Annotated in this window: 27 protein-coding genes; 10 read left to right on the plus strand and 17 right to left on the minus strand. The window is 66.1% G+C overall.

Translation table 11 applies throughout. From position 1 onward, the window contains the following. Positions 1 to 125: 125 nt before the first annotated feature. The 6 genes from AC1X6S_RS13370 to AC1X6S_RS13395 all read left to right on the plus strand — a co-directional run bounded on the left by AC1X6S_RS13370 (position 126) and on the right by AC1X6S_RS13395 (position 5,664). Positions 126 to 1,079 (plus strand): siderophore ABC transporter substrate-binding protein, encoded by a 954-nt coding sequence (locus AC1X6S_RS13370; RefSeq protein WP_483406242.1) that lies wholly within the window; start codon positions 126 to 128, stop codon positions 1,077 to 1,079. An 80-nt stretch (positions 1,080 to 1,159) separates the two neighbouring features. After that, positions 1,160 to 2,149: an ABC transporter permease gene (locus tag AC1X6S_RS13375; RefSeq protein ID WP_483406243.1), complete on the plus strand. Its 990-nt coding sequence runs from the start codon at positions 1,160 to 1,162 to the stop codon at positions 2,147 to 2,149. Next, complete coding sequence (locus tag AC1X6S_RS13380) at positions 2,139 to 3,140, plus strand: iron chelate uptake ABC transporter family permease subunit (RefSeq protein ID WP_483406244.1); 1,002 nt, start codon at positions 2,139 to 2,141, stop codon at positions 3,138 to 3,140. Before AC1X6S_RS13375 ends, AC1X6S_RS13380 begins: the two co-directional genes overlap by 11 nt. Then, positions 3,137 to 3,895: an iron ABC transporter ATP-binding protein gene (locus AC1X6S_RS13385; RefSeq protein ID WP_483406245.1), complete on the plus strand. Its 759-nt coding sequence runs from the start codon at positions 3,137 to 3,139 to the stop codon at positions 3,893 to 3,895. Before AC1X6S_RS13380 ends, AC1X6S_RS13385 begins: the two co-directional genes overlap by 4 nt. A gap of 180 nt (positions 3,896 to 4,075) precedes the next feature. Next, complete coding sequence (locus AC1X6S_RS13390; RefSeq protein ID WP_483406246.1) at positions 4,076 to 5,068, plus strand: Gfo/Idh/MocA family protein; 993 nt, start codon at positions 4,076 to 4,078, stop codon at positions 5,066 to 5,068. 176 nt (positions 5,069 to 5,244) lie between these two features. Beyond that, positions 5,245 to 5,664: a pilus assembly protein CpaE gene (locus tag AC1X6S_RS13395; protein WP_483406247.1), complete on the plus strand. Its 420-nt coding sequence runs from the start codon at positions 5,245 to 5,247 to the stop codon at positions 5,662 to 5,664. 113 nt (positions 5,665 to 5,777) lie between these two features. Here AC1X6S_RS13395 and AC1X6S_RS13400 read toward each other — a convergent pair whose 3' ends face one another. From AC1X6S_RS13400 to AC1X6S_RS13465, 14 genes are all read right to left on the minus strand, one after another. After that, positions 5,778 to 8,336: an ATP-dependent Clp protease ATP-binding subunit gene (locus tag AC1X6S_RS13400; protein ID WP_483406248.1), complete on the minus strand. Its 2,559-nt coding sequence runs from the start codon at positions 8,334 to 8,336 to the stop codon at positions 5,778 to 5,780. A gap of 105 nt (positions 8,337 to 8,441) precedes the next feature. Beyond that, positions 8,442 to 9,344 carry a ComEA family DNA-binding protein gene (locus AC1X6S_RS13405; RefSeq protein ID WP_483406249.1) on the minus strand — a complete coding sequence of 301 codons (903 nt, stop codon included), beginning with the start codon at positions 9,342 to 9,344 and terminating at the stop codon, positions 8,442 to 8,444. 6 nt (positions 9,345 to 9,350) lie between these two features. Continuing rightward, complete coding sequence (locus tag AC1X6S_RS13410) at positions 9,351 to 9,848, minus strand: hypothetical protein (RefSeq protein ID WP_483406250.1); 498 nt, start codon at positions 9,846 to 9,848, stop codon at positions 9,351 to 9,353. Next, positions 9,845 to 10,579, minus strand: a complete 735-nt coding sequence (locus AC1X6S_RS13415; RefSeq protein ID WP_483406251.1) for a 4Fe-4S single cluster domain-containing protein — start codon at positions 10,577 to 10,579, stop codon at positions 9,845 to 9,847. Before AC1X6S_RS13415 ends, AC1X6S_RS13410 begins: the two co-directional genes overlap by 4 nt. Next, a complete protein-coding gene (locus AC1X6S_RS13420) occupies positions 10,576 to 10,788 on the minus strand; it encodes a DUF2997 domain-containing protein (RefSeq protein WP_483406252.1) in 213 nt (70 codons plus the stop codon). The genes AC1X6S_RS13415 and AC1X6S_RS13420 overlap by 4 nt, the downstream gene beginning before the upstream one ends. A gap of 48 nt (positions 10,789 to 10,836) precedes the next feature. After that, entirely contained in the window at positions 10,837 to 12,465 is a 1,629-nt protein-coding gene (locus AC1X6S_RS13425; RefSeq protein WP_483406253.1) for an AAA family ATPase, read from the minus strand. Further along, positions 12,462 to 13,328: a hypothetical protein gene (locus tag AC1X6S_RS13430; protein ID WP_483406254.1), complete on the minus strand. Its 867-nt coding sequence runs from the start codon at positions 13,326 to 13,328 to the stop codon at positions 12,462 to 12,464. Before AC1X6S_RS13430 ends, AC1X6S_RS13425 begins: the two co-directional genes overlap by 4 nt. A 101-nt stretch (positions 13,329 to 13,429) precedes the next feature. Then, a complete protein-coding gene (locus tag AC1X6S_RS13435; RefSeq protein WP_483406255.1) occupies positions 13,430 to 14,197 on the minus strand; it encodes an SGNH/GDSL hydrolase family protein in 768 nt (255 codons plus the stop codon). 947 nt (positions 14,198 to 15,144) lie between these two features. Next, the gene (locus AC1X6S_RS13440; RefSeq protein WP_483406256.1) at positions 15,145 to 15,828 is read right to left on the minus strand and encodes an NAD(P)H-hydrate epimerase; all 684 of its coding nucleotides are present in this window, start codon (positions 15,826 to 15,828) and stop codon (positions 15,145 to 15,147) included. Further along, entirely contained in the window at positions 15,825 to 16,181 is a 357-nt protein-coding gene (locus AC1X6S_RS13445) for a UBP-type zinc finger domain-containing protein (protein ID WP_483406257.1), read from the minus strand. The genes AC1X6S_RS13440 and AC1X6S_RS13445 overlap by 4 nt, the downstream gene beginning before the upstream one ends. Before the next feature lie 114 nt (positions 16,182 to 16,295). Beyond that, a complete protein-coding gene (locus tag AC1X6S_RS13450; protein WP_483406258.1) occupies positions 16,296 to 17,144 on the minus strand; it encodes a DUF1206 domain-containing protein in 849 nt (282 codons plus the stop codon). Between the two features lie 81 nt (positions 17,145 to 17,225). After that, the gene (locus AC1X6S_RS13455; protein WP_483406259.1) at positions 17,226 to 18,008 is read right to left on the minus strand and encodes an alpha/beta fold hydrolase; all 783 of its coding nucleotides are present in this window, start codon (positions 18,006 to 18,008) and stop codon (positions 17,226 to 17,228) included. Positions 18,009 to 18,047: 39 nt separating this feature from the next. Continuing rightward, complete coding sequence (locus tag AC1X6S_RS13460) at positions 18,048 to 19,166, minus strand: YihY/virulence factor BrkB family protein (protein WP_483406260.1); 1,119 nt, start codon at positions 19,164 to 19,166, stop codon at positions 18,048 to 18,050. Positions 19,167 to 19,276: 110 nt separating this feature from the next. Continuing rightward, the gene (locus AC1X6S_RS13465) at positions 19,277 to 19,963 is read right to left on the minus strand and encodes an SRPBCC family protein (RefSeq protein WP_483406261.1); all 687 of its coding nucleotides are present in this window, start codon (positions 19,961 to 19,963) and stop codon (positions 19,277 to 19,279) included. A 161-nt stretch (positions 19,964 to 20,124) separates the two neighbouring features. Between AC1X6S_RS13465 and AC1X6S_RS13470 the strand changes: the two genes are divergently transcribed. Genes AC1X6S_RS13470 through AC1X6S_RS13480 form a run of 3 tightly spaced genes read left to right on the plus strand, consistent with a single transcriptional unit; the run spans position 20,125 to position 21,282 of the window. Continuing rightward, a complete protein-coding gene (locus AC1X6S_RS13470) occupies positions 20,125 to 20,460 on the plus strand; it encodes an ArsR/SmtB family transcription factor (protein WP_483406262.1) in 336 nt (111 codons plus the stop codon). Beyond that, entirely contained in the window at positions 20,457 to 20,930 is a 474-nt protein-coding gene (locus AC1X6S_RS13475) for an SRPBCC family protein (protein WP_483406263.1), read from the plus strand. The genes AC1X6S_RS13470 and AC1X6S_RS13475 overlap by 4 nt, the downstream gene beginning before the upstream one ends. Continuing rightward, positions 20,923 to 21,282, plus strand: a complete 360-nt coding sequence (locus AC1X6S_RS13480) for an iron chaperone (RefSeq protein WP_483406264.1) — start codon at positions 20,923 to 20,925, stop codon at positions 21,280 to 21,282. Before AC1X6S_RS13475 ends, AC1X6S_RS13480 begins: the two co-directional genes overlap by 8 nt. Positions 21,283 to 21,338: 56 nt before the next feature. Here the strand turns inward: AC1X6S_RS13480 and AC1X6S_RS13485 are convergent, their stop codons facing one another. Next, entirely contained in the window at positions 21,339 to 21,716 is a 378-nt protein-coding gene (locus AC1X6S_RS13485; protein WP_483406265.1) for a DUF7715 family protein, read from the minus strand. A gap of 169 nt (positions 21,717 to 21,885) precedes the next feature. Then, positions 21,886 to 23,544, minus strand: coding sequence for a catalase (locus tag AC1X6S_RS13490; protein ID WP_483406266.1), 1,659 nt, complete (start codon positions 23,542 to 23,544; stop codon positions 21,886 to 21,888). Positions 23,545 to 23,653: 109 nt separating this feature from the next. Here AC1X6S_RS13490 and AC1X6S_RS13495 point away from each other — a divergent pair, with 109 nt between their 5' ends. Continuing rightward, on the plus strand, positions 23,654 to 24,136 hold the full coding sequence (locus tag AC1X6S_RS13495; protein WP_483406267.1) for a Fur family transcriptional regulator: 483 nt from the start codon (positions 23,654 to 23,656) through the stop codon (positions 24,134 to 24,136). A 26-nt stretch (positions 24,137 to 24,162) separates the two neighbouring features. Here the strand turns inward: AC1X6S_RS13495 and AC1X6S_RS13500 are convergent, their stop codons facing one another. Continuing rightward, on the minus strand, positions 24,163 to 25,275 hold the full coding sequence (locus AC1X6S_RS13500) for a carboxylate-amine ligase (protein ID WP_483406268.1): 1,113 nt from the start codon (positions 25,273 to 25,275) through the stop codon (positions 24,163 to 24,165). Positions 25,276 to 25,333 lie beyond the last annotated feature (58 nt).

The following is a 25,333-nucleotide window of genomic DNA, read 5'->3' on the forward strand; positions in this document are numbered from 1 at the left end:
ACTCCGAGGTCGACAGACTGAATACTTTTAGGTTAGCCTAACCTACAGAACGCCTCCCGGCTCCGAGCCGCCTCGGGCTTCCCACCGGCCGAACGGCCCATCCCCCCACGAACTGGAGTTCTCCAATGACCCATGCCCGCACGCGCATTTTCTCGCTCGGCGTCCTCGCTCTCTCCGGCGCTCTTGCCCTCTCCGGGTGCGCATCCGCTCCGGCCGAACCGGCGCCGACGAAGGCCGCGGCCACCGAGATCGATGTCGAGCACGTGCAGGGAACCACCGAGGTTCCGCTGAACCCCGAGACCGTCGTTACCTTCGACATGGCCTCCCTCGACACGCTCGACGCGCTCGGCGTGAAGGTCGACGGGCTGCCGCAGCAGAACGTTCCCGAGTACCTCAGCGAGTACGCGGGCGAGGAGTACCTCAACGCCGGCACGCTGTTCGAGCCGGATTACGAAGCCGTCAACGCGGCCGAGCCCGACCTCATCATCGTCGCGAACCGCTCCGCTGCGGCGTACGAGGAACTCAGCAAGATTGCCCCGACGATCGACCTCACCCTCGACTGGGAGAACTACCTCCCGAGCTTCCGCACCAACGTTGAGACCCTCGCCAGCATCTTCGAGAAGGAGGACGAGGCCACCACGGCCCTCGAGGAGATCGACTCGAAGATCGACGAGGCGAAGGAACAGGCAACGGATGCCGGCACCGGCCTGATCGTGATGACCAACGCCGGTGAGATCACCGCCTACGGCAGTGGGTCGCGGTTCGGCTGGCTGCACGACGAGCTCGGCCTGACGCCGGCCATCGACGACGTCGAGGCCGCGACCCACGGTGACCCGGTCTCTCCCGAGTTCATCCTCGAGACCAACCCGGACTGGCTGCTCGTCATCGACCGTGACGCCGCGGTCGGCGAGAGCGGTTCGACAGCGCAGCAGGTGCTCGACAACGAGGTCATCGCTGGGACCACCGCGTGGCAGAACGACCAGGTCCTCTACCTCGACAGTGTTCCGTTCTACGTTGTCATGAGCGGTCTTGGCGCGGTCAACCAGATGGTCGACCAGATCACGGACGGCCTGAAGTAATTTCCGCTCAGACCGGCACCGAAGCGCCCTCCTCGACCGGGGGCGCTTCGGTGCGCCAGAAATCGAGGCGCCGGAAATCGGTGCGCACGGCATCCCGGCACCGACCGGCGCTCCTGCTGACCGTCGCCGGTATCGCCGTCGTACTGCTCGCGGCGCTCAGCACCTTCATCGGCGTGAGCGATGTTTCGCCACTGAGCCTTCTCGAGGGCGGGCCCGACGGCAAGGCCGCTCAACTGCTCGTCGTGAGCCGCCTCCCCCGCACCCTCGCTCTCGTGCTCACCGGCATCGCCATGTCGATCGTTGGCCTCATCATGCAGATGCTCGTCCGCAACAAGTTCGTCGAGCCGTCAACAACCGGAACCGCGGAATCTGCTGCGCTCGGCCTGCTCGTCGTCACGATTTTCGCGCCGACCCTGCCGCTCTTCGGCAAGATGGTCGTCGCCGCGATCTTCGCCCTCGCCGGCACCGGGCTGTTTCTGCTGATCCTGCGCCGTGTCCCGGTGCGCTCGATCGTGCTCGTGCCGCTCGTCGGCATCATGCTCGGTGGCGTGATCGGCGCCGTCACCACCTTCTTCGCGTACCGGCTTGACCTGCTGCAGACGCTCGGCACCTGGATGACCGGCGACTTCTCCGGCATCCTCCGCGGACGGTATGAGCTGCTCTGGCTCGCCCTCGCAATGACGGCGATCGCCTGGATTGCCGCCGACCGGTTCACCGTCGTTGGCCTCGGCCAGGAGTTCACCACCAACCTCGGCCTGCACTACGGCCGCGTGCTCGCGCTCGGCCTCACCATCGTCTCCGTCGTCACCGCGATCGTGATCGTGACCGCTGGCGTCATCCCCTTCCTCGGGCTCATCGTGCCCAATATCGTGAGTATCGCCAGAGGCGACAACGTGCGCCGCTCCATCCCGTGGGTCGCGATGCTCGGCGCGGGCTTCGTGCTCGCCTGCGACATCATCGGTCGCATGCTCCGGTTCCCCTACGAGATCCCGCTGGGCATCGTCGTCGGCGTGATCGGCTCTGTGCTGTTCCTCTACCTGCTGCTGCGGAGGCCGTCCCGTGCCCACTGACACCCTCGTCCCGAGCCGAACCGACACGGTTCTCGCCTACACCCGTCGTCCGGGCGTGCGACTCTGGATCCTCGCGGTCCTGGCTGCCGCATCCGTCGTCGTCTTTCTCACGGTTGGCATCACGGGCAGCTGGGACTTCGCGGTGCCGTTTCGGGCCCGCAAGGTTTACGCCATGGTGCTCGTCGCGTTCGCGATCGGGGTGTCGACTGTGCTGTTCCAGACCATCACGGACAACCGCATTCTCACGCCGTCGATCATGGGTTTCGACTCGCTCTACCTGCTGATCCAGACGCTCGTCGTGTTCGTATTCGGCGCATCCGCGCTCGCGACCGCTGACGAGCAGGTGAAGTGGGTGGTCGAGGTCGCGGTCATGGTGGCGTTCTCGACGCTGCTGTTTCGCTGGATCTTCGCGGGCGCCAAACGCAGCATCTACCTGCTCGTTCTCGTCGGAATCGTCTTCGGCACGCTCTTTCGCAGCCTCTCGTCGATGATGCAGCGGATGCTTGATCCAGCGTCGTTCGCGGTGCTCGCGGATGCCTCCTTCGCCAGTTTCAACGCGGTCGACGTCGAACTCATGCTGCTGGCGGCGATCGCAATCCTGCTGGTCAGTCTCGTGGGGATCCGGATGATGCGGGTGTTCGACGTGATCGGACTCGGGGAGAGCCACGCGATCGGGCTGGGTGTGAACCATCGCCGGGTCGTGACGGTCATGCTTGTGCTCATCGCCGTGCTCGTTTCGGTGTCGACCGCACTGGTCGGACCGATCACCTTCTTCGGGCTGATTGTGTCGAACCTGGCCTACACGCTGCTCGGCTCGTCGCGGCACGCGCTCGTGCTGCCGGCGACGGTACTGCTCGGTGTGATCTGCCTCGTCGGCGGGCAATTCATTCTTGAGCACGTGTTTGCGCTGGACACGGCGCTGAGCGTCGTGATCGAGTTTGCCGGCGGCATCCTGTTTCTAGTTCTGCTGTTGAAAAGAGGAGTGCGATGATCTCGATCTCGCGAGTGACGAAACGATACGGCCGGCAGGCGGTCGTCGATGACGTGTCGCTCGAGCTCGGCGGGTGCGGGGTGACGTCGATCATCGGGCCCAACGGGGCCGGCAAGTCCACGTTGCTCTCGATGATCGGGCGGCTGCTCCCGGTCGACAGCGGGTCCATCTCGATCGACGGGCTCGACGTGAAAACGACGTCGGGGTCGGTGCTCGCGACGAAGGTCGCGGTGTTGAGGCAGGACAACCACCTCGCTGCGCGACTGACCGTGCAGGATCTCGTGTCATTTGGGCGTTACCCGTACTCGAAGGGCCGGCTCACCACCGTCGACCGCGATGCGATCGCCCGTGCGATCGGCTACCTCGACCTGACCCCGTTCGTGGACCGGTTCCTCGACGAGCTGTCCGGCGGGCAGCGGCAGCGCGCGTTCATCGCGATGGTCATCGCTCAGGACACCGACTATGTGCTGCTCGACGAGCCGCTCAACAACCTCGACCTGCGGCACGCCGTCGAGATTATGAAGCTGCTGCGGACCGCGGCCGATGACATGGGCAAGCGCATCGTGCTTGTGATGCATGACATCAACTTCGCGTCGGTGTACTCCGACGAGATTGTCGCAATGCGCGACGGCAGGGTGGTGCTGCACGGTTCGTCAGAGTCCGTCATGCGGTCGGAGGTGCTCAGCTCGATTTACGACGTCGACATCGATGTGCGGGAGGTCGACGGGGAGCGGATCGGGTACTACTACCGGTAGACGGCCCGCACCAGCCACAATGGGACCAGCCCGCACCCCGGTACATCACCGAGCGCGGCAGATGCATGCCCGCGCTACAGAAGCTTCTGCAGCGTGAGCATGGATGTGCAGCGCTCGAGCACGTGCCCGTGCCGCACCCGAGCCGCACCCGCACCCGCACCCGCACCCCGAGAGGACCCCGTGACCACCATCGCGATCGTCGGCGCCGGCTACATGGGCCGCACCCACGCGGCCGCATTCGCCGCGCTCGGCCACGCCGACAACATCGCGTACGTCTGCAGCCCGACGGCCACGACCCTCACCGACGCCCCGAACGCGGAGCACGTCTCGGACCTCGGCATCGTGCTCGCCGACCCCGCCGTCGACGTCGTCTCGATCTGCACCCCGACGCCCACCCACAGGGACATCGCGGCTCGAGCGCTGGGAGCGGGCAAGCACGTGCTGCTCGAGAAGCCCATCGCCCTCTCGATTCCCGACGCGCTCGCGATCACCGCCGCGGCCCGCCTGAGCGGGCGCATCCTCATGGTCGCCCACGTCGTCCGGTTCTTCGAGGGCTACCGTCGCGCCCGCGCCGACGTCGACGCGGGCCTGATTGGCACGGTGCTCTCGGCGCGCGCCCGACGGCTCATCACCAAACCAGGCCCAGGCTGGTGGCACGACGACGCAAAGTCGGGCGGAGCGGTCGTCGACGTCGGCATTCACGACTTCGACCAGCTCAACCTCTTTCTCGGCACACCGATCGCCGTCACGGCCCGCGCACGCGACGCACTCGGCCCGATCGAGACCACCGTCGACTACGAGTCGGGTGCTCTCGGCCAGGTGCTGACCTTCGCCGACCTGCCCGACGGCGCACCGTTCACCACGGGACTTGAGCTCATCGGCAGCGACGGACTGCTCGACTACGATTTCGCAGCGGATGCCCCCACCGCGTCGACACCGGACTCGGGCATCAACTCGTATCGGCTGGCCACACCCAGCGGCAGCGCAACCGACACCCTGTCGGGGCTCGATCACTACACCCGGCAGGCGGAGTACTTCCTCGAGTGCGTGCGAAACGGGACCGACCCCGTGTTCTGCCCGACGGCATCCGCAGTTCTCGCGCTCGACGTCGCACTCGCCGCCCGCCAGTCGCTTCTCAGCGGCGAGACGGTGCTGCTCGAGGCGCGCGCCTGACGCCCGCCACGCTGGAACGCGCTCGCCACGCGGCATCCGTCGTTCCAGTCGCGCGATTACGTCGTATGAACCGCTATTCGACGTAATCGTGCAACCGGAAGCGACAATCGAACGGATGCCGAGGCGCGCGTTCACACTTTCACCCAATACTCACCAACGAGTGCCACGATGCATCCATGACCGTCACGACGACCTCCCGCGAACTGGCCCAGCAGCTCCGCGACGCCGGGCTCGGCTGGATCCCGGAATCGGGCGACCAGTTCTGCCTCGACGCCGCGGAATTCGACGGCGAAGTGTTCACGGTGAGCGACATGACCATCGAGCCGCACGACTACGACTCGGGCACGATCCTCGGCTTCAATGGAACCACGGAGTGGGCGCTCGACTCGGTCGCCCTCGAGAACACCCTCTGGCTGCCGCGCGAGGACCAGCTGCGTGAGCTGCTCGGCTCCACGTTCAGCTTCCTGCTGCGGGTCGACGACATGTACGCCCTCGAGATCGACCGCGGCGGTGAGACGTTGCGATTCGACGCGGCGACGGTTCCGGATGCCTATGCGCTCGCGGTCCTCGGAGTGCTCAGCGCGCAGACCGCCTGACGCGAGCGACGGCATCCGCTCCAGCGACCGCTCGCCGCAGGCACACGGCATCCGTTCACTGGCACAAAAAAGACCGCCACCGCACAAGCGGTGGCGGTCTTTTTCAGCAGTGCTTACGCGGCCAGCTGGGCCTCGAACGCCCTGGACGCGACGGAGAGCTCATCTCCGGCGACGCCCACCTCGATGATCGAGCCGGCGGGAAGCTCGGCATCGACCATGAGTCCGGCGATCCGGTCGTCAACCTCGCGCTGGATGAGCCGGCGCAACGGGCGAGCACCGAACTCGGGCTCGTACCCGTGCGTGGCGATCCAGTCGACGGCACCATCGCTGACACTCAGCGTCAGGCCCTGCGCGGCGAGCCGCTCCGTGGTCTTCGCGAGCATCAGGCGAACGATCTCGTGCAGCTGCTCGGGGGTGAGCTTCTGGAAGAGAACGATCTCGTCGATCCGGTTGAGGAACTCGGGACGCATCGCCTCACGCAGCTTGCCCATCACCCTGTCGCGCAGTGCCTTCTCCGATCCGAAGCCGGTGCTGTCGTTGGCAGCATCGGCGACGAAACCGAGGGCGCCGCTGCGGCTCGCGAGGAACTCGGAACCGATGTTCGACGTCATGATGATGACCGTGTTGCGGAAGTCGACGGTGCGACCCTGCCCATCGGTCAGACGCCCGTCGTCGAGCACCTGCAGGAGCAGGTTGAACACGTCGGGGTGCGCCTTCTCGATCTCGTCGAGGAGAACGACCGAGTACGGGTTGCGGCGAACCCGTTCGGTGAGCTGCCCGGCCTCGTCGTAGCCGACGTAGCCCGGAGGAGCACCGACGAGTCGCGACACTGTGTGCCGCTCGCCGAACTCGCTCATGTCGAAGCGAACCATGGCCGAGTCGTCACCGAACAGCGAGAAGGCGAGAGCCTTCGCGAGTTCGGTCTTGCCGACACCGGTCGGGCCGAGGAACAGGAAACTGCCCACCGGGCGGTTCGGGTCCCCCATCCCCGTGCGGTTGCGGCGCACGGCCTTCGCGATCGACGTGACGGCGTCATCCTGGCCGATCACCCGCTGGTGCAGCTCGGCCTCGAGGTGGCCCAGGCGCTGCCGGTCACTCTGCGTGATCCGGTGTGCCGGGATCCCCGTCGCACGCGAAATGATCTCCGCGATCTGGCCTTCGTCGATAACCGTGTCGACGACGGATGCCGTCCCTGACGATTCCGCAGACGCGATTCGCTTGGTCAGCTCCTCGATTTCGTCGCGGATGCGGGAGGCCTCCTCGTACTTCTCGGCGGCGACAGCCGTGTTCTTCGACGCTTCGAGAACTGCAAGCTGTGCGTGCAGTTCACTCGTGTCGACGACGGGGCCGCGGCGAAGACGCAACCGTGCGCCGGCCTGGTCGATCAGGTCGATCGCCTTGTCCGGCAGGAACCTGTCGGTGACATACCGGGCGGACAGGTCGACGGCGGCCTTGAGGGCCTCGTCGGTGTAGGTCACACCGTGAAACTCCTCGTAACTTCCGCGCAGCCCCTGAAGGATGCGCTCAGCGTCTTCGACACTGGGCTCGTCGACGTGAACGGGCTGGAAGCGACGTTCGAGAGCCGAGTCCTTCTCGATGCGGCGGTACTCCTTGAGCGTCGTCGCACCGATGAGGTGCAGGTCGCCGCGGGCGAGTCGCGGCTTGAGGATGTTTCCGGCATCCATTCCGCCGCTCTCTCCCCCGCCGCCGGCACCGACAACGGTGTGCAGCTCGTCGAGGAAGATGATCAGTTCACCCTTGTGCGCGGTGATCTCGTCGACGAGCTTCGTGAGTCGCTCCTCGAAGTCTCCGCGGTAGCGGGTGCCACCGACCATCGACGCGAGGTCGAGCGAGATGAGTCGCTTGTCCTCGAGCAGGCTCGGCACTTCGTGGTCGACGATCGCTCGCGCGATTCCCTCGACAACAGCGGTCTTACCGACGCCGGCTTCACCGATCAACACTGGGTTGTTCTTGGTGCGACGCGAGAGGATCTCGAGGGTCTGCGCGATTTCGTCAGCCCGACCGATCACCGGGTCGAGTTCGCCGTTCCGGGCGAGCTCGGTGAGGTCGGTGCCGAACTGGTCGAGCATCGGGGTGTCGCTCGAGGCTGCGCCGTTCGGCTGGGCCATCGGCTGCCCGGTGCGGGCCGCCTCGTGAACGGCCTGCAGCGACTGCGGGGTGACGCCGAAGGACGTCAGCAACTGGCCGGCGATGGCCTCCTGGTTGACGACGAACGCAAAGAAGAGGTGTTCGGGGTCGATGTAGGTCGAACCAAAAGCACGGGCCACCTGGTGGGCGTCGAGCAGGGCTCGTTGCGCGGCCGACGTGAGCGAGGGAGCGGCCGAGGTCGACCCGTCACTCTTGTCGGGAAGTCGTTGTTCTGCGGCATCAGCGAGAGCGGCCGGATCGGTACCGATGGCACGGAGAGTGTCCGCGATCGGGGCCGTCTCGACGAGCACGCGGAGAATGTGCAGCGCGTCGACTTCGGTGTGGCCGTGCGCGATCGCGAATCGGGCCGCCTCAGCGAGCACTGCGTGGGTTCGCCGGCTGAGCAGCCTGGTCATGTCGACGCTGCGTCCCGACTGTGCGGAGCGCTGTCCCTGCAAATAACGAGCGAGGAACTCGTCGAACGATTCGCTGCCGGAGCCGGCAGGACCGAAGAATGTAGGCAATGCAACCTCCTGTTACGTGAGTAATGATCACTCAACTTAACGCTGGGGGCGCCCGCCTATTCCCGTGCTGGGAGAAACCTGAGTCGGGGCAACTCAAGTTTGAGATCAGTAGTCGACGCGGCGGCCAAACGTCCTCGGCGCTCGGGGCCGCGGGGAACAGAACGCCTCGCCGCGAAGCCGGGCGAGCTCGTGAGGCTGAAGCCCGGCGGTTGCCGCGAAATCCTCGAGGGAGACGAAGCCCTTCCGCCTCGTCCGGTCGGCGACGGCCGCCTTGGCGCGTCCGCGATCCATGCCAGTGAGCTTGGCGAGAGCCCGGTGGTTGGCCGTGTTCACGTCCACAAGTTCGACCTCGGTCGGCCCGGTTTGAGCGGCGGGAGACGAACCCCGGTCAAGCGTGTCCGCTGGCCGCGCAGGTTGAGCTGTACGAGCCGACGACGCGGCGGATTCTGCACGCGCTCGAGCTGTCGCTTTCGCGGCGCGCCGTTCGGCCCAGGTCGGACGCTTTCGGGGCGGCGCGGCCACCGAGTCGTCGACGTAATCCGACCGAGACGTGCCACGCGCCCCGAGAACTCCATCGAGTTCCTTCGGGACCTCAGCTCGCCGCGAGCCGGCCGGGTTCGGATCGGTGAGAGATGAAGCCTTCATCGGGAAGCCGAAGATGGTGAGCCTGTTCTCGTGGCGGCTCCAGAGGAGGAGCAGCCAGGACTGGTTCACCGCAAGGCCGTGCGCGAGAGCAACGAGGGTCAGACTGCCCTGCGCCACTTGCCCGGCAACGCCCTCGAGGTTGTGCACAACGACCGCGGCCACCGCGTAGAACACCGCGGAAATCCACCAGAGGGGCCGGCGACCGATGGCGGCGATGATCGCGAAGCCGAGCCATGACAGCCCGGCGCCCGGCGGAATCAGCAGGATCAGCCAGGCGCTCGCGACGAAACGCCAGGTCAGCGACGGGCCCTCACCCGGATCGGGCGCCCGTGTGCTGCGCCGTGTCGCCTGGGTGTCAGTCATCGTTGGTTACGCGCCCGTCCGGACGTTGAGCACCATGGTGACGGTGTCGTCCGTCTCCCGGGTTTCCGAGACCAGATCGAACCCGGCATCGACCGCGCGAAGCCGGATCTTCTCGGCAACCGCGTGTTGCACCCCCTGGGCGTACGCAGCGTCGAGCCGCTGCAACAGGTCGGTTGCACTCGCGACGGTGACCTCACGCGAGTCACTTTCCACGTGTGCTTCCCACACCGCATCGTCGGTGAGCGTCATCGTCAGGGCAACGCCGTCGATGTCAGCGGTGACCCGCGACCGTGAGACGTCGACGCCGGTCGCGCCAAGGCTCGCCAGGGCCTCGGCCAGGAGCGTGCTGTCTTTCATCCGGGTACGCACCCGGATCTCCGGCGCGGGCCGGCCAGCGGCAGAGGCGTCGCTCTTCGCCGTCGCGACGGCGCCGAGAGCGCCAACACCGCCTGCCGCTGCGGCAGCGGCCAGTGCGATGGGGAGGAGGACCAGGGTGACACTCATGCGCGTCTCGCTTTCGTTCCAGGCCGGTCCTGTCGCGGACCGAGGTCATGCAGTAGTTCTTCGAGCGCCGAGGCATCCGCCCAGCCGTTCACGTCAATGCGACCATCGCGGGAGATCCGGATCTCGAGCCGGTCGAGCCCGCCATCGCGCTCGATGGCGGCGACCTCGTCGGCGTAGGCCGCGGTGAGGGCACGGATGCCTTGGTTGGTGCTGCCGAGCCACGGCCGCACGCTGTCCGGCGAATCGCGCAGGTAAGGCCCGTCGATGAGCAGGTCCGTTGCGGCGAGCAGCCGGGCGATGTCCTCGCGGTCCGCCGACCAGTCAGTTAGCAACTCGAGCGTGTAGCCGCTGAACGTCATCACGGTGAGACCGGCGGCCCGAAACGCTTCGGCGATCACGGCGAGCGCGGCGGCCTGGTCGAAGGGTTCGCCGCCGAGAAGGGTGATTCCCTCGACGCCCGCACTGGCGGCATCCGTCACGAAACGTGTGGCCAGGTCCGCCGTCATCTCAACGGTCCCGCCGGTCTCTGCCCAGAGGTGAGGGTTGAAGCAGCCGGGGCAGCGCACGCTGCAGCCCTGCACCCAGAGCGCCGAGCGCAGCCCGGGCCCCTCGGCCGTCGTTGCGGGCAGAAACCGCGACCAGCGCAGCTCCTCCCCCGGCCGAGACACCGGCTCGACGGTGCCGAGCTGCGCTCCCGCACTCCGCATCCGCGGCGTGGCGAGCAAAGTCACCGGGTGCCGTCCCAGTTGTTCGTCGCTGTCTCCTGCTGCGCGGCGACCTGCGCGTACGCCTCGGTGAACGACGACGACGTGGTCTCGGCGTCGAGCAGATTCTCGAGCACCGCGATGTAGTCGAGGCATTCGTCGCCGTACATCCCGATGGTTTCGGCGTGCACGGTGCCGTCCGGCCGGACCTGCACGATGAGCTGCTTGTCTGTCATTCGTCGTCCTCGAGATCAAAACTAGTGAAACGGATGCCGTCAGCCGGCTTAGAAGTCAACGGTGCGTCCGCCGCGTCGGCTCGACAGCCCGGAACCGAGCGAGTCGCCAGCACCGACGAGCGCGTCTTCGTTGGCGTCGATGTCTTCGCTGCCGGTTGCCCGCACGGCGCGGACCTCAGCCCACGCCCGGATCGCCTGCACTTCCTCCGCCTGCGTCACGGCGAGCGGGATCATGTTGGTGATCGCCTCGGTGAGGTCGTCGAGGGTGGCCTGGCGGCGCTCGGCGAACGCTTCGTACAGGGCGACGACGACGGCCTGCTCAATCTCGGCACCCGAGTAGTTCTCGCTGACAGCGACGAGGGCGTCAACGGCCTGGGACCCCATGGCGGCGAGGCCGTTGCCGTCTGTGGCATTGGAAGCGAGCTGGATGCTCCAGATGGCCCGGCGTTCGACGGCGGTGGGGAGGTCGACGAAGAAGATCTCGTCGAACCGCCCCTTGCGCATGAACTCGGGCGGCAACGAGTCGATGTTGTTCGCCGTCGCGACAACGAACACCGGATGCTTCTTCTCCTGCATCCAGGTCAGGAAGTATCCGAAGACCCGCGCGGTGGTGCCGGAGTCGCCGGTGCCCGTCGTGTTCGAGAAGCCCTTTTCGATCTCATCGACCCAGAGGATGCAGGGCGAAACCGCCTCGGCGGTCGCGAGCGCCTGGCGCAGGTTCTGTTCGGACGATCCGACGAGCCCGGAGAAGATACGGCCAATGTCGAGTCTCAAGAGTGGGAGCCCCCACGAAGCGGCCATCGCCTTGGCGGTGAGGGACTTTCCACAGCCGGGAACACCGGTGATGAGCACACCCTTGGGCGCGGGAAGCCCGAACTCCTCCGCCTCGGCCAGCCAGGATCCGTTGCGCCGGGACAGCCAGCGCTTGAGGTTATTGAGCCCGCCGACGCTGTCGAGGTCGAGTGCCTTCGTGACGAAGTCGAGCAGGCCTGACTTACTGACGATCTGGCGCTTCTCGTCGAGCACGACAGTGATGTCACTCGCGGTGAGGTGCCCGTCGTCGACCATGGCGCGGGCGAACGCGTTCTCCGCCTCGCTCATGGTGAGGCCGCGGGCCGCCTGGACGAGGCTCTCGAGCGTCTTGGCGTCAGCCTCCACGCGGATCCTGCCGCCACCCGATGTGTTGTTCTCGATCATGGCGTCGAGCATCGCGGCCAGCTCTGTGGTGTTCGGCAGCGGGAATTCGAGCAGGTGCGCGAGCTTGTCCAGCTCGGGTGGGATGGCGCGAACCGGTGCCGTCACGATCAACGCGCGGGCGGCATCCGCGTGCCGTAATTCGAGGACCGTCTCGCGAACCTTGCGGACGATGACGGGGTCGCCCGGCCGCTGTTCGGTACCGAAGTAGGCGTGCAGGTCGCAGAACACGAAGACGGCGTTCTCGGGCACGGTGATGATGTGGTCGAGCGCCCGGGCGGGCGCTGTCGTGTTGCTGATGCTTTTGCCGTACGGTCCGATGAGGCCGACGGCGCTTGTCCATGTCCAGACGTCGCGGGGGCGGCGAAGAGCCTGGGCGGCGCGGGTGATCTCCTCGAGGGCGCGCACTTCCTCACTCGTCTCGATGTACAGAAGCGGCAGGCGTGCCTTGAATGCCTGGTCGAGCGTCTGAACGAAACTCATGGTGTTCCTCTCGTGGAGCGGGATGCTGGTTCGGCGGGTTCTGCGGGCGGGGTGGCCGGGGTGTCCGACGGCGGCGGGGTCGACTGCTCCGGGGAGTCGCTCGCCAGCTCGTCGATGTCGACGGTCCAGATGCCGCGTTCCGCGTCAGACTCGATGCTGAAGAAGACCGAGTCGGCGGGATCCCACGACAGTCGTTCGCTGACCTCTCCCGAGTCGATGATGGGCTGGTCCCGGTCGCTGCCGGGGGTCTGAATCGTGACGAAAAAGACGCCGGCGCCCGCGTGCTCGAACCGGGCGCTGACCGCATCGCCCCGGTAGATGAGCAATTGGTCGCCCTTGCCCGAGGCGTAACCGTCGGTGATCTCCCGGACATCGGCGGGGGCAAGCGTGAAACTCCACTCGCCTTCGGTGCGAACCCAGAGCTCGAGGTCCGCCTCCGCCGGAAGCACGAACGCCTCGTCGTCTGGATCGTACATATAGGCGATGTTGTCGGGGTAATACCGGTCGTTGGCAGGCTGGTCGAGGTCTTCCGGTCGCGTCACGAACAGGTCAACGTATTCGCCGGCTTCGAGCTGCACCGTGAGGGGGTCGCCATTGTGCTCCTCAAGCGGGATACGGATGACACCGCTGCCATCGCCCGAGTACACGTTCCCGTCCGCCTCGAAAACCGGCGGGTTCTCGGCATCCCACGGGTACTCGTCTTCACCGAGAACGGCGAACCCGTCGTCACCTAAACCGATGTTCTCATAGGTGTTGAGCGCGCTGACGAACAGGAGAACAGATCCGAAGACCCAGAGCGCGACGGAAAATGAACGGATGCGACGGCGAGCGGAACTCGACACGGTGACGTCTCTCAGACTCACGATGCGATCCCTCCCCGGCGTGGCGCGACGTCCCCAAGACTAGTAGGAGGCGCGCGGATTCCGGGGCAGTTCTGATGGGCAGAGCTGCCCATTAACCGGGGTCAGTCGACGGGCAGAAGGGTGGCCCGCTTCGGCTCCCGCCCGTCGCCGGACGACCGCCCAGTGACGCGGCGACCGATCCAGGGCAGGACGAACTCGCGGTAGTACGCCGCGGTGTTGCGGGAGCGGGGCCCTGAGGCCGCTGCCGCGACCTCGTCGACGCCCCACTCCGGCGGAACGGGGACGCCGAGGGCGGTGAGTACGTTGGATGCGACCCGGGCGTGGCCGAGTGCGTTCAGGTGCAGCTTGTCTGGCGACCAGTACCGGATGTCGGTGAGCGTCTCATCTGCCCAGTTGTTGACGATCGTGACGCGAGGGTCTTTGAGTGCCGCGAAGACGGCATCCGCCAGCTGGTCGCCCCGCTTCTGCATCAGGCCACCCATCGGGAGGTGCCTTGACGGGTTTGCGCCGGCGAGGACCACAATCGAGAGGTCGGGCTCCTGGAGCGCGCGGTCGACGAGCTTGACCGTCTCGTCAACGACCCAGTTGATCGCGACCCGGGGTCGCATGATGTCGTTGCCGCCGCCGTTGAAGCTGATCAGGTCGGGCTTCAGGGCGAGGGCTGGTTCGAGCTGCTCGGCGATGATCGGGCCGAGTTTGCGCCCGCGGATCGCGAGGTTGGCGTAGCCGATCGGTTCGTGTGCCGCGGCCTGCAACCCGAGTGCAACGAAGTCCGCCCAGCCTCGCACGCGGCCGTCGGGCAGTTCGTCGCCGACGCCCTCGGTGAAGCTGTCGCCGAGGGCGACGTAACGGAAGTATCGAGCGGTCATTGGGTCACTCCGAACGGATGCCGTTCGCACCGGATGCGCGGACGGACACATTCCATTATCACCGCCGCCGTCGCGGGCTCCAGAGGCGCATGCCCCACGTGCGATGTGGAGACTGTGTACAGGTGCGGGATCAGCCGTCGCACATGCCGGGTTCCGGGTGGATAACCCGACATTCGCGACCGATGAGGGCCGCCGCCGCGCGACCATTCGACCCATCCGTCGCAGATGCCGGGTTCTCCACCGGAAACCCGACCCCCGTGACGGATGAACGCAACCCGCGACACCGGCCCAGGCCCGTCCGTCGCAGATGCCGTATTCTCCACCAGAAACCCGACCCCCGTGACGGATGAACGCGCCCCGCCGCGCGACCCTTCGGCTCATCCGTCGCAGATGCCAGGTTTTGCACACACAACCCGACATTCGCGACCGATGAGGGCCGCCGCCGCGCGACCCTTCGGCTCATCCGTCGCAGATACCAGGCTCCGGGTGGATAACTCGACATTTGCGACCAATGAGAGCCACCACCGCGCAACCATTCGACTCATCCGTCGCAGATGCCGGGTTCTCCACCAGAAACCCGACCCCCGTGACGGATGAACGCGCCCCGCGGCACCGGCCCAGGCTCGTCCGTCGCAGATGCCAGGCTCCGAGTGGATAACCCGACATTCGTGACGGATGAACGCGCCCCGCGGCACCGGCCCGGGCTCGTCCGTCGCAGATGCCAGGCTCCGAGTGGATAACTCGACATTCGTGACGGATGAGGGCCACCACCGCGCAACCATTCGACTCATCCGTCGCAGATGCCGGGTTCTCCACCAGAAACCCGACCCCCGTGACGGATGAACGCAACCCGCGACACCGGCCCGGGCCCGTCCGTCGCAGATGCCAGGTTTTGCACGCACAACCCGACAGGTGTGCCGGACGAACCCGCGGCACCACGAGGGGCGTCAGGCCTCGGGCGCCAGCCGCGCCAGCTCGGGACCCAGCCCGATGTCGACGACCACGATCCGGCCCGCGTAGTCGGCGGCCGGACGGATCAGCAGCCCGGTCTTGCACGCTCCGAACGTGACGGTCAGGTCGGCGTGCAGCACCGTCGGGTCCGGCACCGTGCCGTCATCGGGGTGCACGCCGCTCGGCAGGTCCACCGCCACCACGACGGGCGGGCGCTTGCTGGCCAGTACCGGCAGGATCGCGGCGACGAGCTCCCTGGCCCGCCCGCGCAGCGCGGGGCTGTCGCTCGTTCCGGTGCCGAGGATGCCATCGACCACCACGTCGGATTTTCTGGCGACGGATGCCACGGCATCCGTGTCGATATCGGCCGACAGCATCCGCGCGCCCGCGTCGAGAACGGCCGCGCGGCCTTCGTCGTGCATGCGATCGGCGGTGGGGAGGACCGTGACATCGACCCCGGCCGCGGCGAGCTCGGCGCCGGCGAAGAGGGCGTCGCCGCCGTTGTTGCCAGGGCCGACGAGCAGGAGGACTCGCCCGGGGCGGTCGGGAGGAAGGAGCAGCCACAACTCACGGGCGAGCGCGGCAGCGGCCCTCTGCATCAGTGGAACGCCGGCGGCGAGGAGCGGAGCTTCGGCCGCCCTGATCTGCGCGGCGGTATACGCGGCGGGTGCAGCGCTCACCGCTCGGCACCGAGCAGTTCACGCCAGTTCGGGGGAACCAGCGACGCGGGGCCAGGAACCGGCTGACCGGCGGGATGGCTCGTCGGTTCGGCGAGCGCAGGTCCACGCACATACGTCTCGTCAGCGTAGCTCCAGAACCAGTCCTCGCCCGGTTCGAAACTCTGGATGATGGGATGCCCGGTCTGGGCGTAGTGCGCCGTCGCATGCTTCGCGAGGGAGTCGTCGCAGCATCCGACGTGGCCACACTCCGCACAACGACGCAGGTGCAACCACCAGCCGCCGTTCGCTTCGCAGTCCACGCACCCCGTCGTGGTCGGCGCTGCCCCTGGGTTGATTCCGTCACTGTCGGTCATGGCGTGTCACCTCCCGCTCGGATGGAGCCTACTCCGCGGGGCCTGGCGACGGTACTGTACGGGGGCTGTGACCGGCGCTGCGAGCGACGCTAGCGACTTGCCCTACGACTTGCCCTAGAGCCGAGCGAACCGGGCCCGCGCGAAGCAGTACACACCGTAGGCAATGAGGCCGAGCGCCACGACGGTCAGGATCACCGGTCCGAGCGGCAGCTCGGCCAGGGATTTGAGGGCGCCGTCCAGACCTGTCGCTTCACTGGCGTCCGCGGTGAATCCGGCAACACAGAACAGGATGCCGACAACCGCGATGGCGATGCCCTTCGCGATGTAACCGGTCTGGCCAAGCACGGTGACCGTTCGACCGGTCTTGCCCGACGGCGCGGTGATGTCCTCGAGGAACTTCTTACGGGCGCCCTTCACGACGAAGTACACGCCGACGGCGAGAACACCGAGTCCGAGCAACACCACGAGGATGACGCCGCCCGGTGTCGCCAGGAGCGTCGCGGTGAGGCCCTGCGTCTGGCCTGAACTGCTGCTGCCGCCTCCGGTCGCCACGCTGAATGCTGAGAAGCCGATGGCGAGGTACGCGATCGCCTTGCCGCCTTCCTTCGCGCGCTCGGCCCAGGCATCCTTGTCGCTGCCACGCACCAGCACGGTTTCCAGCACCTGGAACAGCCCGAGAGCCCAGAGGCCGATTGTCACGGTCCAGAGCAGGAAGGTTCCGCCCGGAGACGACGCCAGACCACTGAGCGCCCCGCCCTGGTCTGCCTCGCCGCCGGCGCCGAATGCGACACTGAGGGCGATGCCGCCGATGAGGATGTGCAGGAGGCCGTTGACCGCAAAGCCGCCGCGGGCCATCAACTGGAAGGCGTGGTTGTCCTGAAGCCGGGATGCAGCCGAGCGTGCCGATCCGGACGAGTGGCCGCTGGGTGAGGCGGAGGACGATGACGCTGCGCGAGAAGACATGGCTTTTACCCTAGGGGTGACCATCGCTTCGGCGACAAAATTGCGACCCCCTTGCACTCGGGGCCGTCAGTCTCTACCGCGTCAGCTCGCGGTGAGGAATGCCAGGGCCGCGCTGCGGAAATCCTTCGACGTCGGTGCGTTGAAGTGGTTCCTGCCGGGGATCTCGAAGAAGGTGCCGTTCGGCGCCGACGCCGCGAGGGTGCGGGATTTCTCGAGGATCGCATCCTCACTGCCCGTCGCGAACAACACAGGCTGCTGCGGCGGATTCGCCGGGTCGGGCTGCGCGCCGCCGCGCATCCCCTCGACGAGCGAGATCAGCGCGGCGAGATCGTTGCCACGGATGCCGCTCGCCATCGACACGTAGGCTCCCGTGAGTTTGTCGGTGGGTGCGGTTCCAGTCTCGAGGCATTCGCGAGCCTCATCGATGCGGAACCGGGTGAGCGGGTCACCGTCGGGGATGCCGCCGAGAACAGCGCGGGTAATCCGGTGGGGAAGGTCGAGGCACGCCTGCCAGCCCACCCTGGCGCCGAGTGAGTAGCCGACGAAGAGTGCTTCATCGATGAGGAAGGTGTCGAGTACATCGAGCAGATCGTCGACGAGCAGCGGCATCGAGTACGCCTCGGGCGAGTGCGGCTTGCTGCTCGCGCCGTGCCCGCGCTGGTCGATCGCGAGCACGCGGAATCCGGCACGGCTGAGCACACGGGTCCACCCGGCGTGGTGCCAGTTGAGCAGTCCCCCCGAGGCGAAACCGTGCACGAGGACAACCGGCGGCCCAGCGGGATCGCCGAACTCATAGGTTGCGATCCGGATGTTGTCCCTGGCGAGAACGAAGCGGGGGTCCGGCGATTCGGGCAGCAAGGGCATGCTCCCATTATCGCCGGACCCCCGGTTGGTTCCTTTTCGTCAACTGCGGCGGTCGTTCCGCGACTCCGACCCCGGAGCGGACTGCGACTCGCCCTGTGTCTCACGCAGCTTGCGGCCGCGCTCGATGTCGTCTTTTTCCTTCTCGAGCTTCTTCTCGCTCGCTTTGGTGTCGCGCGGCGGAAGCTGCAGCGAATCCTCGGCCTCGATTCCGCCCTGGAGCTGGCGACCCCGCTCCATTTCAGCATCGAACTCTGCACCGAACAGCAGCGACAGGTTCATCAGCCAGAGCCAAAGCAGCATGATGATGACGCCGGCAATGCTTCCGTAGGTGGCCTGGTAGTTCGAGAAGTTCGACACGTAGAAGAAGAAGGCGACCGTTGCGATCGCCATGACGAGCAGGGCAATGAACGCGCCGAGGGTCATCCACTTGAACTTCGGCTGCTTCACATTGGGGGTGCCGTAATAGAGGACGGCGACCATGATGATCGCGAGAATCGCGATGACCGGCCACTTGGCGATGTTCCAGACGGTCACCGCAACGTCGCCGAGCCCGATCACATCGCCAATTGCCTTGGCGATCGGACCGGAGATGATCAGCAGGAGGATGATCACGACAGCGATGACGAGAAGCACGACGGTGATCAGCAGGATCACGGGGCGCAGCTTCCAGAACGGCCGGCCCTCATCGACTTCGTACACCTGGTTCATTGCCTGGCTGAAGGCATTCACGTAACCCGAGGCCGACCAGATCGCACCGAGGAGACCGATGACGAGCGCCAGTCCGGCACCCGGTGCACTCGCGAGTTGCTCGATCGGTCCGCGCAGGGTCTCGGCCGTCGACTCGGATCCGGCGGTCTCGATGATCTGCAACAGCAGCTTGGTTGTCTCACCGGCCTCGCCGAACAGGCCGATCAGCGAGATCAGCGCGAGCAGCGCGGGGAAGATCGCCAACACGGCGTAGTAGGTCAGAGCGGCGGCGAGGGTGGTGCACTTGTCACGGCCGAACTCGCGGAGCGTTCGCTTGAACACGTATCCCCACGACGGCTTCTTCACGTCGCTGGGGTCGTCTGGCTTACGCGAGTCATTCGGGTCTGGAGCGTTCTGCTCCTTCGCGATGCTGTCCTCGCGGCCCTTGCTCGGGTTGTCTTTGGTACTCATGTGTTGCCCCTTCGAATCGGCCGTTCACACGGTCGGCATTCAAGGTTCGCTGAGCAACCCGCTTGAGGCCAGAGGGTCGACGGATGCCGTCGGCAAAGTTATAGTGCCGGTCACTGGCCGCGGGGCTCGTGGCTGTGTGCCTCTCCAGAAACCGCAGCCACCAGGCGATCGAGCGTCAGTTCCCAGTTCTCTTCGACGCCGGACTCAGCCCACGCCCGCGCTTGCTGGGTAGTGAGGTGGTCGGGCAACGCGAGGGAAAAGACCATGTCTGTCCCGGCATCCGCTCCGCTGTCCGTTCCCGGGGCCGCGCCGCTATCGGGAGTGCTGTCGGTGGATCTGTCGGCAGCTCTGTCCGCACTACGGGCTGCACCGCTGTCGGCACTCTCTCCGCTGTCGTACGCGCGGCGGGTGAGGTCCGCGGCATCCGACCGGTCAGCGTCTGCGTCTGCGTCACCGAGGATCACCGTGACGAGAGGGACATCGCCGAGTTGGCTCATCGTGATCTCCGGCCACCCGCCGACGGCGCCCCACGAGAACACGAGCCTGTCGACCGGCGAGATTTCGCGGTAGATCCCGCCGGTCACGTACCTCGTGAACTCATCGATGACCATCTGCTGCCGCCACGCACCGCCCACTCGAAGGTCGATATCGATGGGCTCGGTCGGCAGCGGAGCCGTGTCGTTATAGAACCAGCCGAGGTGAGCCGGGTCGGTCCAGGCCCGGAATACCGCGGTGCGCGGGGCGTCGACGTGGCAGACCAGCGTGAATCCCCGGTGCAGCTCGTATGTTGCGATCATGGTCGTACTCCTTGCGGGCGGATGGTGCTCGAACGCCGCCTCACTCAAGAGAACGCTCCGGCACACGGGCCGTCAACCCGTAGACACCGGGGTTTTTGCGCCTCCACATTCGACGCTCTGTTCTCTTGTGGACTGCGCGATGCGGACCTACACTGAACCACATGGTTCACGATTCAGTTCTCGACCGGGCGTTCTCCGCTCTCTCAGACACCACACGACGTTCGGTTCTCACCCGGCTGGGTGACGGGCCGGCAACGATCGGTGAACTCGCTGAACCCGCGGGCATGACGCTGACCGGCATGAAGAAGCACGTCCAGGTGCTCGAAGACGCCGGACTCGTCTCGACCGAAAAAGTCGGGCGCACACGACAGGTCCGACTCGGAACCGAACGACTGGACGACGCCATGGCGTGGATCAGCTTCTACCAGCAGCTCTGGGAGCGTCGACTCGACGGCCTGGACGCCTACTTCACGCTCCAGAAGGGAACAGAGAAATGAGCGAACAACCTGGCACCACCGACACCATCGGACTGCGGATCACGCGGTTCCTTCCCGCGACCCCCGACGAGGTCTTCGACGCCTATACGGATGCCGAAAAGCAGAAGATCTGGTTCAGCATTCTTGACGAGAAGCCAGGGATCGTCGACATCCACGTCGACTTGCGCGTCGGCGGAAAGCAGACCGCCGTGTGGGGTCCTGATGCCGACACCCTCTTCCACGAGACGCAGACGTTCCTCGAGATCGACCGCCCGCACCGGCTCGTGACGGAGTCGACCGGCGGCGGACCGGACGGGTCGGCGATGACCACCCGCATCGAGGTCACTTTCGACGCCCAGGACGACGGATGCCTCGTCACCGTCGTGCAGACGGGATTCCCGGCCGTCGAGGTACGCGACTTCTTCAGCCAGGAAGTGTGGAACGGTGCGTTTGCGCGCATCGAAGCGTACCTGCGAGCCCAGCATGTCTAGCCCGGCCACCGTCGACGAGTACATCGCCGGCTTTCCCGCCGAGCGTCAGGTCGTCCTCCAGAACATCCGGGAGGCGATTCACCGGGGCGTGCCTCACGCCGATGAGAAGATCCGTTACGGGATGCCGGCGATCATGCTGGGCGGGCGCTACGCCATCCACTTCGCGGGCTGGAAGAAACACATCGGTCTGTATCCGGTGCCGCGCTTCGACGAGTCCCTCGAAGCCGAGGTGGCGCCCCACCGCAGCGAGAAAGACTCGGTGACCTTTCCGTGGGAATCGCCAGCGCCGCTGGCTCTGATCGAGCGGGTGGCCGCCGCCATCGCGCGCAAAGCACCGGGCGGCTCTCCGTAACGCCCGCAGCCGGCGGTCCGCTCACGGTCAATACCCGGTGCCGCGTCACCCGGCGGTCAATACCCGGAACCGCGTTCCTGCAGAAACGCGTACCCGTCGCGCCGACCGACCACTGACCCCACTGGCCACCGATTGGCGGTGAAGCGCGAGTCACGCACCATCTGGTCCGCGTAACCGTCGCGGCCGCACTCGCGGCAGCATCCGCTCACCACAATTTTCCGGAATTCCCTGACGTCGAGAAACGGCAGGTCGGCGATCACGGCCTGCGTCGTCAGTCGCCCGGACGCGGCGCCGATGAACGAGAAGCCGCCAACACAATCCCTGACGTCGCACGAACACGGGCCGGGGTCGATCACCAGCTCACCCTCGATCGCCAGTGAGTTGATGCTGCCGTCGGGGCCCTCGATTACGGGTGGTGCCACAAGTACCTTCATGATGTCCTCCATCGAATTGGATAGGTTCATCCGGCACACTTCAGGTATAGAACGCCCCACCGACATTGCCGCGAGGGCGGATGCGGCGAGCGCCAGCATCCGCACAGCAAAAAAGGCGGGCCCCGGGAGATTTCCCGGGGCCCGCCGTTTCACTACGGGTTGGTGCTGGTTACAGCGTTACAACGACGTGCTCGTTGGGCACGCAGTGGGTCATCACCAGTCCGGCGATGTCCCGCGGGCCGTTGTTGCCGAGGTTCGCGAGACGGGCGAGCTCAGCCTCGTTGAGCGTCTGGCTCGCGAGCGGCGGCAGGTGACGAACGTCGTCAGCGCTGATGCCAAGACCGGCACCGACGCGGGCGCCGAGGGAGTCCTCCACCATGAAGAAGTGCCAGACCATACGTTCCTGCACCTCGCGGCTCGCCTGTCCGATGAGCTCGACGAAGTTGGCGACGAGGTCGTCCTGCTCCCACGGCTCCATGAGCAGGAAGCGCTGGCCAGCCTGCGTGTAGTCATCGGTGCGCGGGATGCGCTTGCGCGTGAGGCGCCCGACGATCTCGGGACCCTGCTCGTCGTGGGTCGGGTACGTGGCTTCACGCAGCGAACCATCGGTGATCGACGGCTCGTAGTTGATGTGCGGGTTCTCTCCGCCGTCCACGTGATAGGTCATCTGGCCGTCGCGCTGGTTCGTGTGAACCTTGGCGTTCTTGGCCTGGTTGACCGGGAGCTGGAGGTAGTTCGGTCCGACGCGGTAGCGCTGGGTGTCGCTGTACGAGAACGTGCGGCCAACGAGCATCTTGTCGTCGGAGAAGTCGAGACCGTCGACGAGCACACCGGTGCCGAACGAGAGCTGCTCGTTCTCGGCGAAGAAGTTGGAGACGTTGCGGTTGAGCACCATCTTTCCGACCGTCTTCGGCGGGAAGTCATTCTCCGGCCAGAGCTTGGTGTCGTCGAGCGGGTCGAAGTCGAGCTCGTCGTGAGCGTCGTCAGACATGAGCTGAACGCGCAGTTCCCACTCGGGGTACTCGCCGTTCTCGATCGACTCGTAGAGGTCCTTGGATGCGTGACCGAGGTCGCCGGCCTGAACTGCCGCTGCGTCCTTCTCGGTCATGCTCTTGACGCCGACGCTCGGAATCCAGTGGTACTTGACCAGCTTGGTCTCGCCCTCGGAGTTCACCCACTTGTAGGTGTTGACGCCGAAGCCCTGCATGGTCCGGTAGTTGGCCGGGATGCCGCGCGGGCTGAAGAGGTTGACGAGCATGTGCATCGACTCTGGGGTCTGCGACATGAAGTCGAAGATGCGAGCCGGCTCCTGGCGGAATGTCACCGGGTCTGGCTTCAGGGAGTGGATGACGTCGGGGAACTTGATCGCGTCGCGGATGAAGAACACGCCGAGGTTGTTGCCGACGAGGTCCCAGTTGCCGTCTTCGGTGTAGAACTTGACCGCGAATCCGCGGGGGTCACGTGCGGCTTCGGAAGAGTCGCGTCCGCCGATAACGGAGGAGAAGCGGATGGCAAGGTCAGTGCGCTTGCCCGGCTCCTGGAAGAGCTTGGCGCGGGTGTACTTGGAGATGGGCTCGTCGCCCCAGTTGCCGGTTGCCTCGAAGTAGCCGAATGCGACGGCGCCGCGTGCGTGAACGACGCGCTCCGGGATACGCTCGCGGTCGAAGTGGCTGATCTTCTCGAGGAACTGGTAGTTCTCGAGTGTGGCCGGGCCGCGTGCGCCGACGGTGCGCGAGTTCTGGTTGTCGTAGACGGGGTGACCCTGTCGGTTGGTCAGGACCTCCCGGTCATCGCCCTCTGCGGGTGGCTGGCTTGCGACATCGGTCATGGATTTCTCCTCATTTACTGCATTACGCATCTGGACGTTCCAAACACGGAAGTTGGTTCAGCTTACGGCCTTGTTTTGACTAAATCAAAACAAGGCCTAGCATTGACCCATGGCACTTGCGGCTGACCCCCAACTCGACGTAGAGGTGTTCGGCGCGGCCGCACTCGACACCGATGTACTCCGACAGTCGCTTCGCGCGGCGGGACTCAGGGTGACGGCGCCACGCCTCGCAGTGTTGGAAGCCGTGGAAAACCACCCGCACTCCAGCGCCGAAGAGATCTTCACGCGGGTGCAGGAAATCCTGGGCAGCTCATCACCGCAGGCCGTCTACGGCATCCTCGCCGTCTTCACCTCTTCAGGCCTCGTCCGGCGCTTCGACCCGCCAGGATCCCCCGCGCTCTTCGAGCGAAAGGTCGGTGACAACCACCACCACCTGCTCTGCGTGCGCTGCGGAGCGGTGAAGGACGTGGACTGCGTCATCGGCGAAGCCCCCTGCCTGACTCCCTCCGATACATCCGGGTTCGAGATCTTCGCCGCCGAAGTGATCTTCAACGGCATCTGCGAAGAATGCCAGACGGCATCCGCGCAGTAACTGCCCGGCGTCTGTACCGGTAACAATTAGAGCGCGTCCTGCCCGGCGGTCAGTCTGGCGAGGTCAGCGACGACGTCGGCGAATTGCCCGGTGCGCGCGAGAACGGCCCGCTGACGCATCGCACCGTTCCCCCGTGCCAGCACCGCGTCCATGCGCTGTTCGACGAGCTCTTCGTCGCCGCTCTGACGAAGAGCGGGCCGTACCAGGTCGAGGAGATCGGTGACGACCTCCGCAGCCGGCCGCGGCGTGAGTTTCACCGGGTCGACAAGCATGCCCTCGAGTCCGTAACGACCGGCCTGCCAGCCCGCGAGGCGCACCAGCGCAGCCGGCACCTGCGGCGCTCGCTCGCCGTCACGCCACAGGGCGACGGCCGTCTCCACAAGACCGCGACACAGGGCCGCGATCAGCACGGTGTCTGCGGCATCCGCACAGACATCCGGCACCCGGATCTCCACCGTCGGCGCGTGGTGCGACAGGCGCGCGTCGAAGTACACCATGCCCCTGTCGAGCATGACGCCCGAGTCGAGCATGGCCGCGACCATCGCGTGATACTGCTCTGCTGAGCCGAACACTTCGGTCGGCCCGGCGGTCGGCCAGCGCAGCATTGCCTGCGACCGGTAGCTCGCATAGCTCGAGTCAGCTCCCTGCCAGAACGGCGAGTTCGCGCTCAACGCGACGAGCACGGGCAGCCAGCAGCGAATCCCATCGAGGGCTGCAACACCCTCCTCGTCCGACTCGACCTGCACGTGGACGTGACACGCGCAGGTCAACTGTTCCGTGGCGGTGATTCCGAATACTTCGGCCATGTGCTCATACCGGGGATGCGAAAACAGCCGCGGCTCAACCCGCAGAGGCGACGTGGCCGATGCAATCACGCGCACGCCGGCATCCCTCGCTGCGTCGATCGCCCGTGAACGACACTGACGGATGTCATCGGCCAGCTCTGCGAGATCGGCGTGCGGGGCCGTGTTGGTCTCCACCATCTGCTGCTGCACCTCGTGCTCGAGCCGTCCGCCGAGGTGGTCATGAGACCCGGGGACATCGTTGGTCTGGCGGAGGACGCGCGTCGCCACCGACCGCGCGGCACCACTCTTCGGATCAACCAGGAACAGCTCTTCCTCGACCCCGACGGTGCGCATGCGTATAGTGTCGCAGCCCGCATCGGTTGCCACCAGCGCGAGAGTGGAGAAAGCTGGA

This window comes from Mycetocola sp. Y442, from assembly GCF_056898615.1.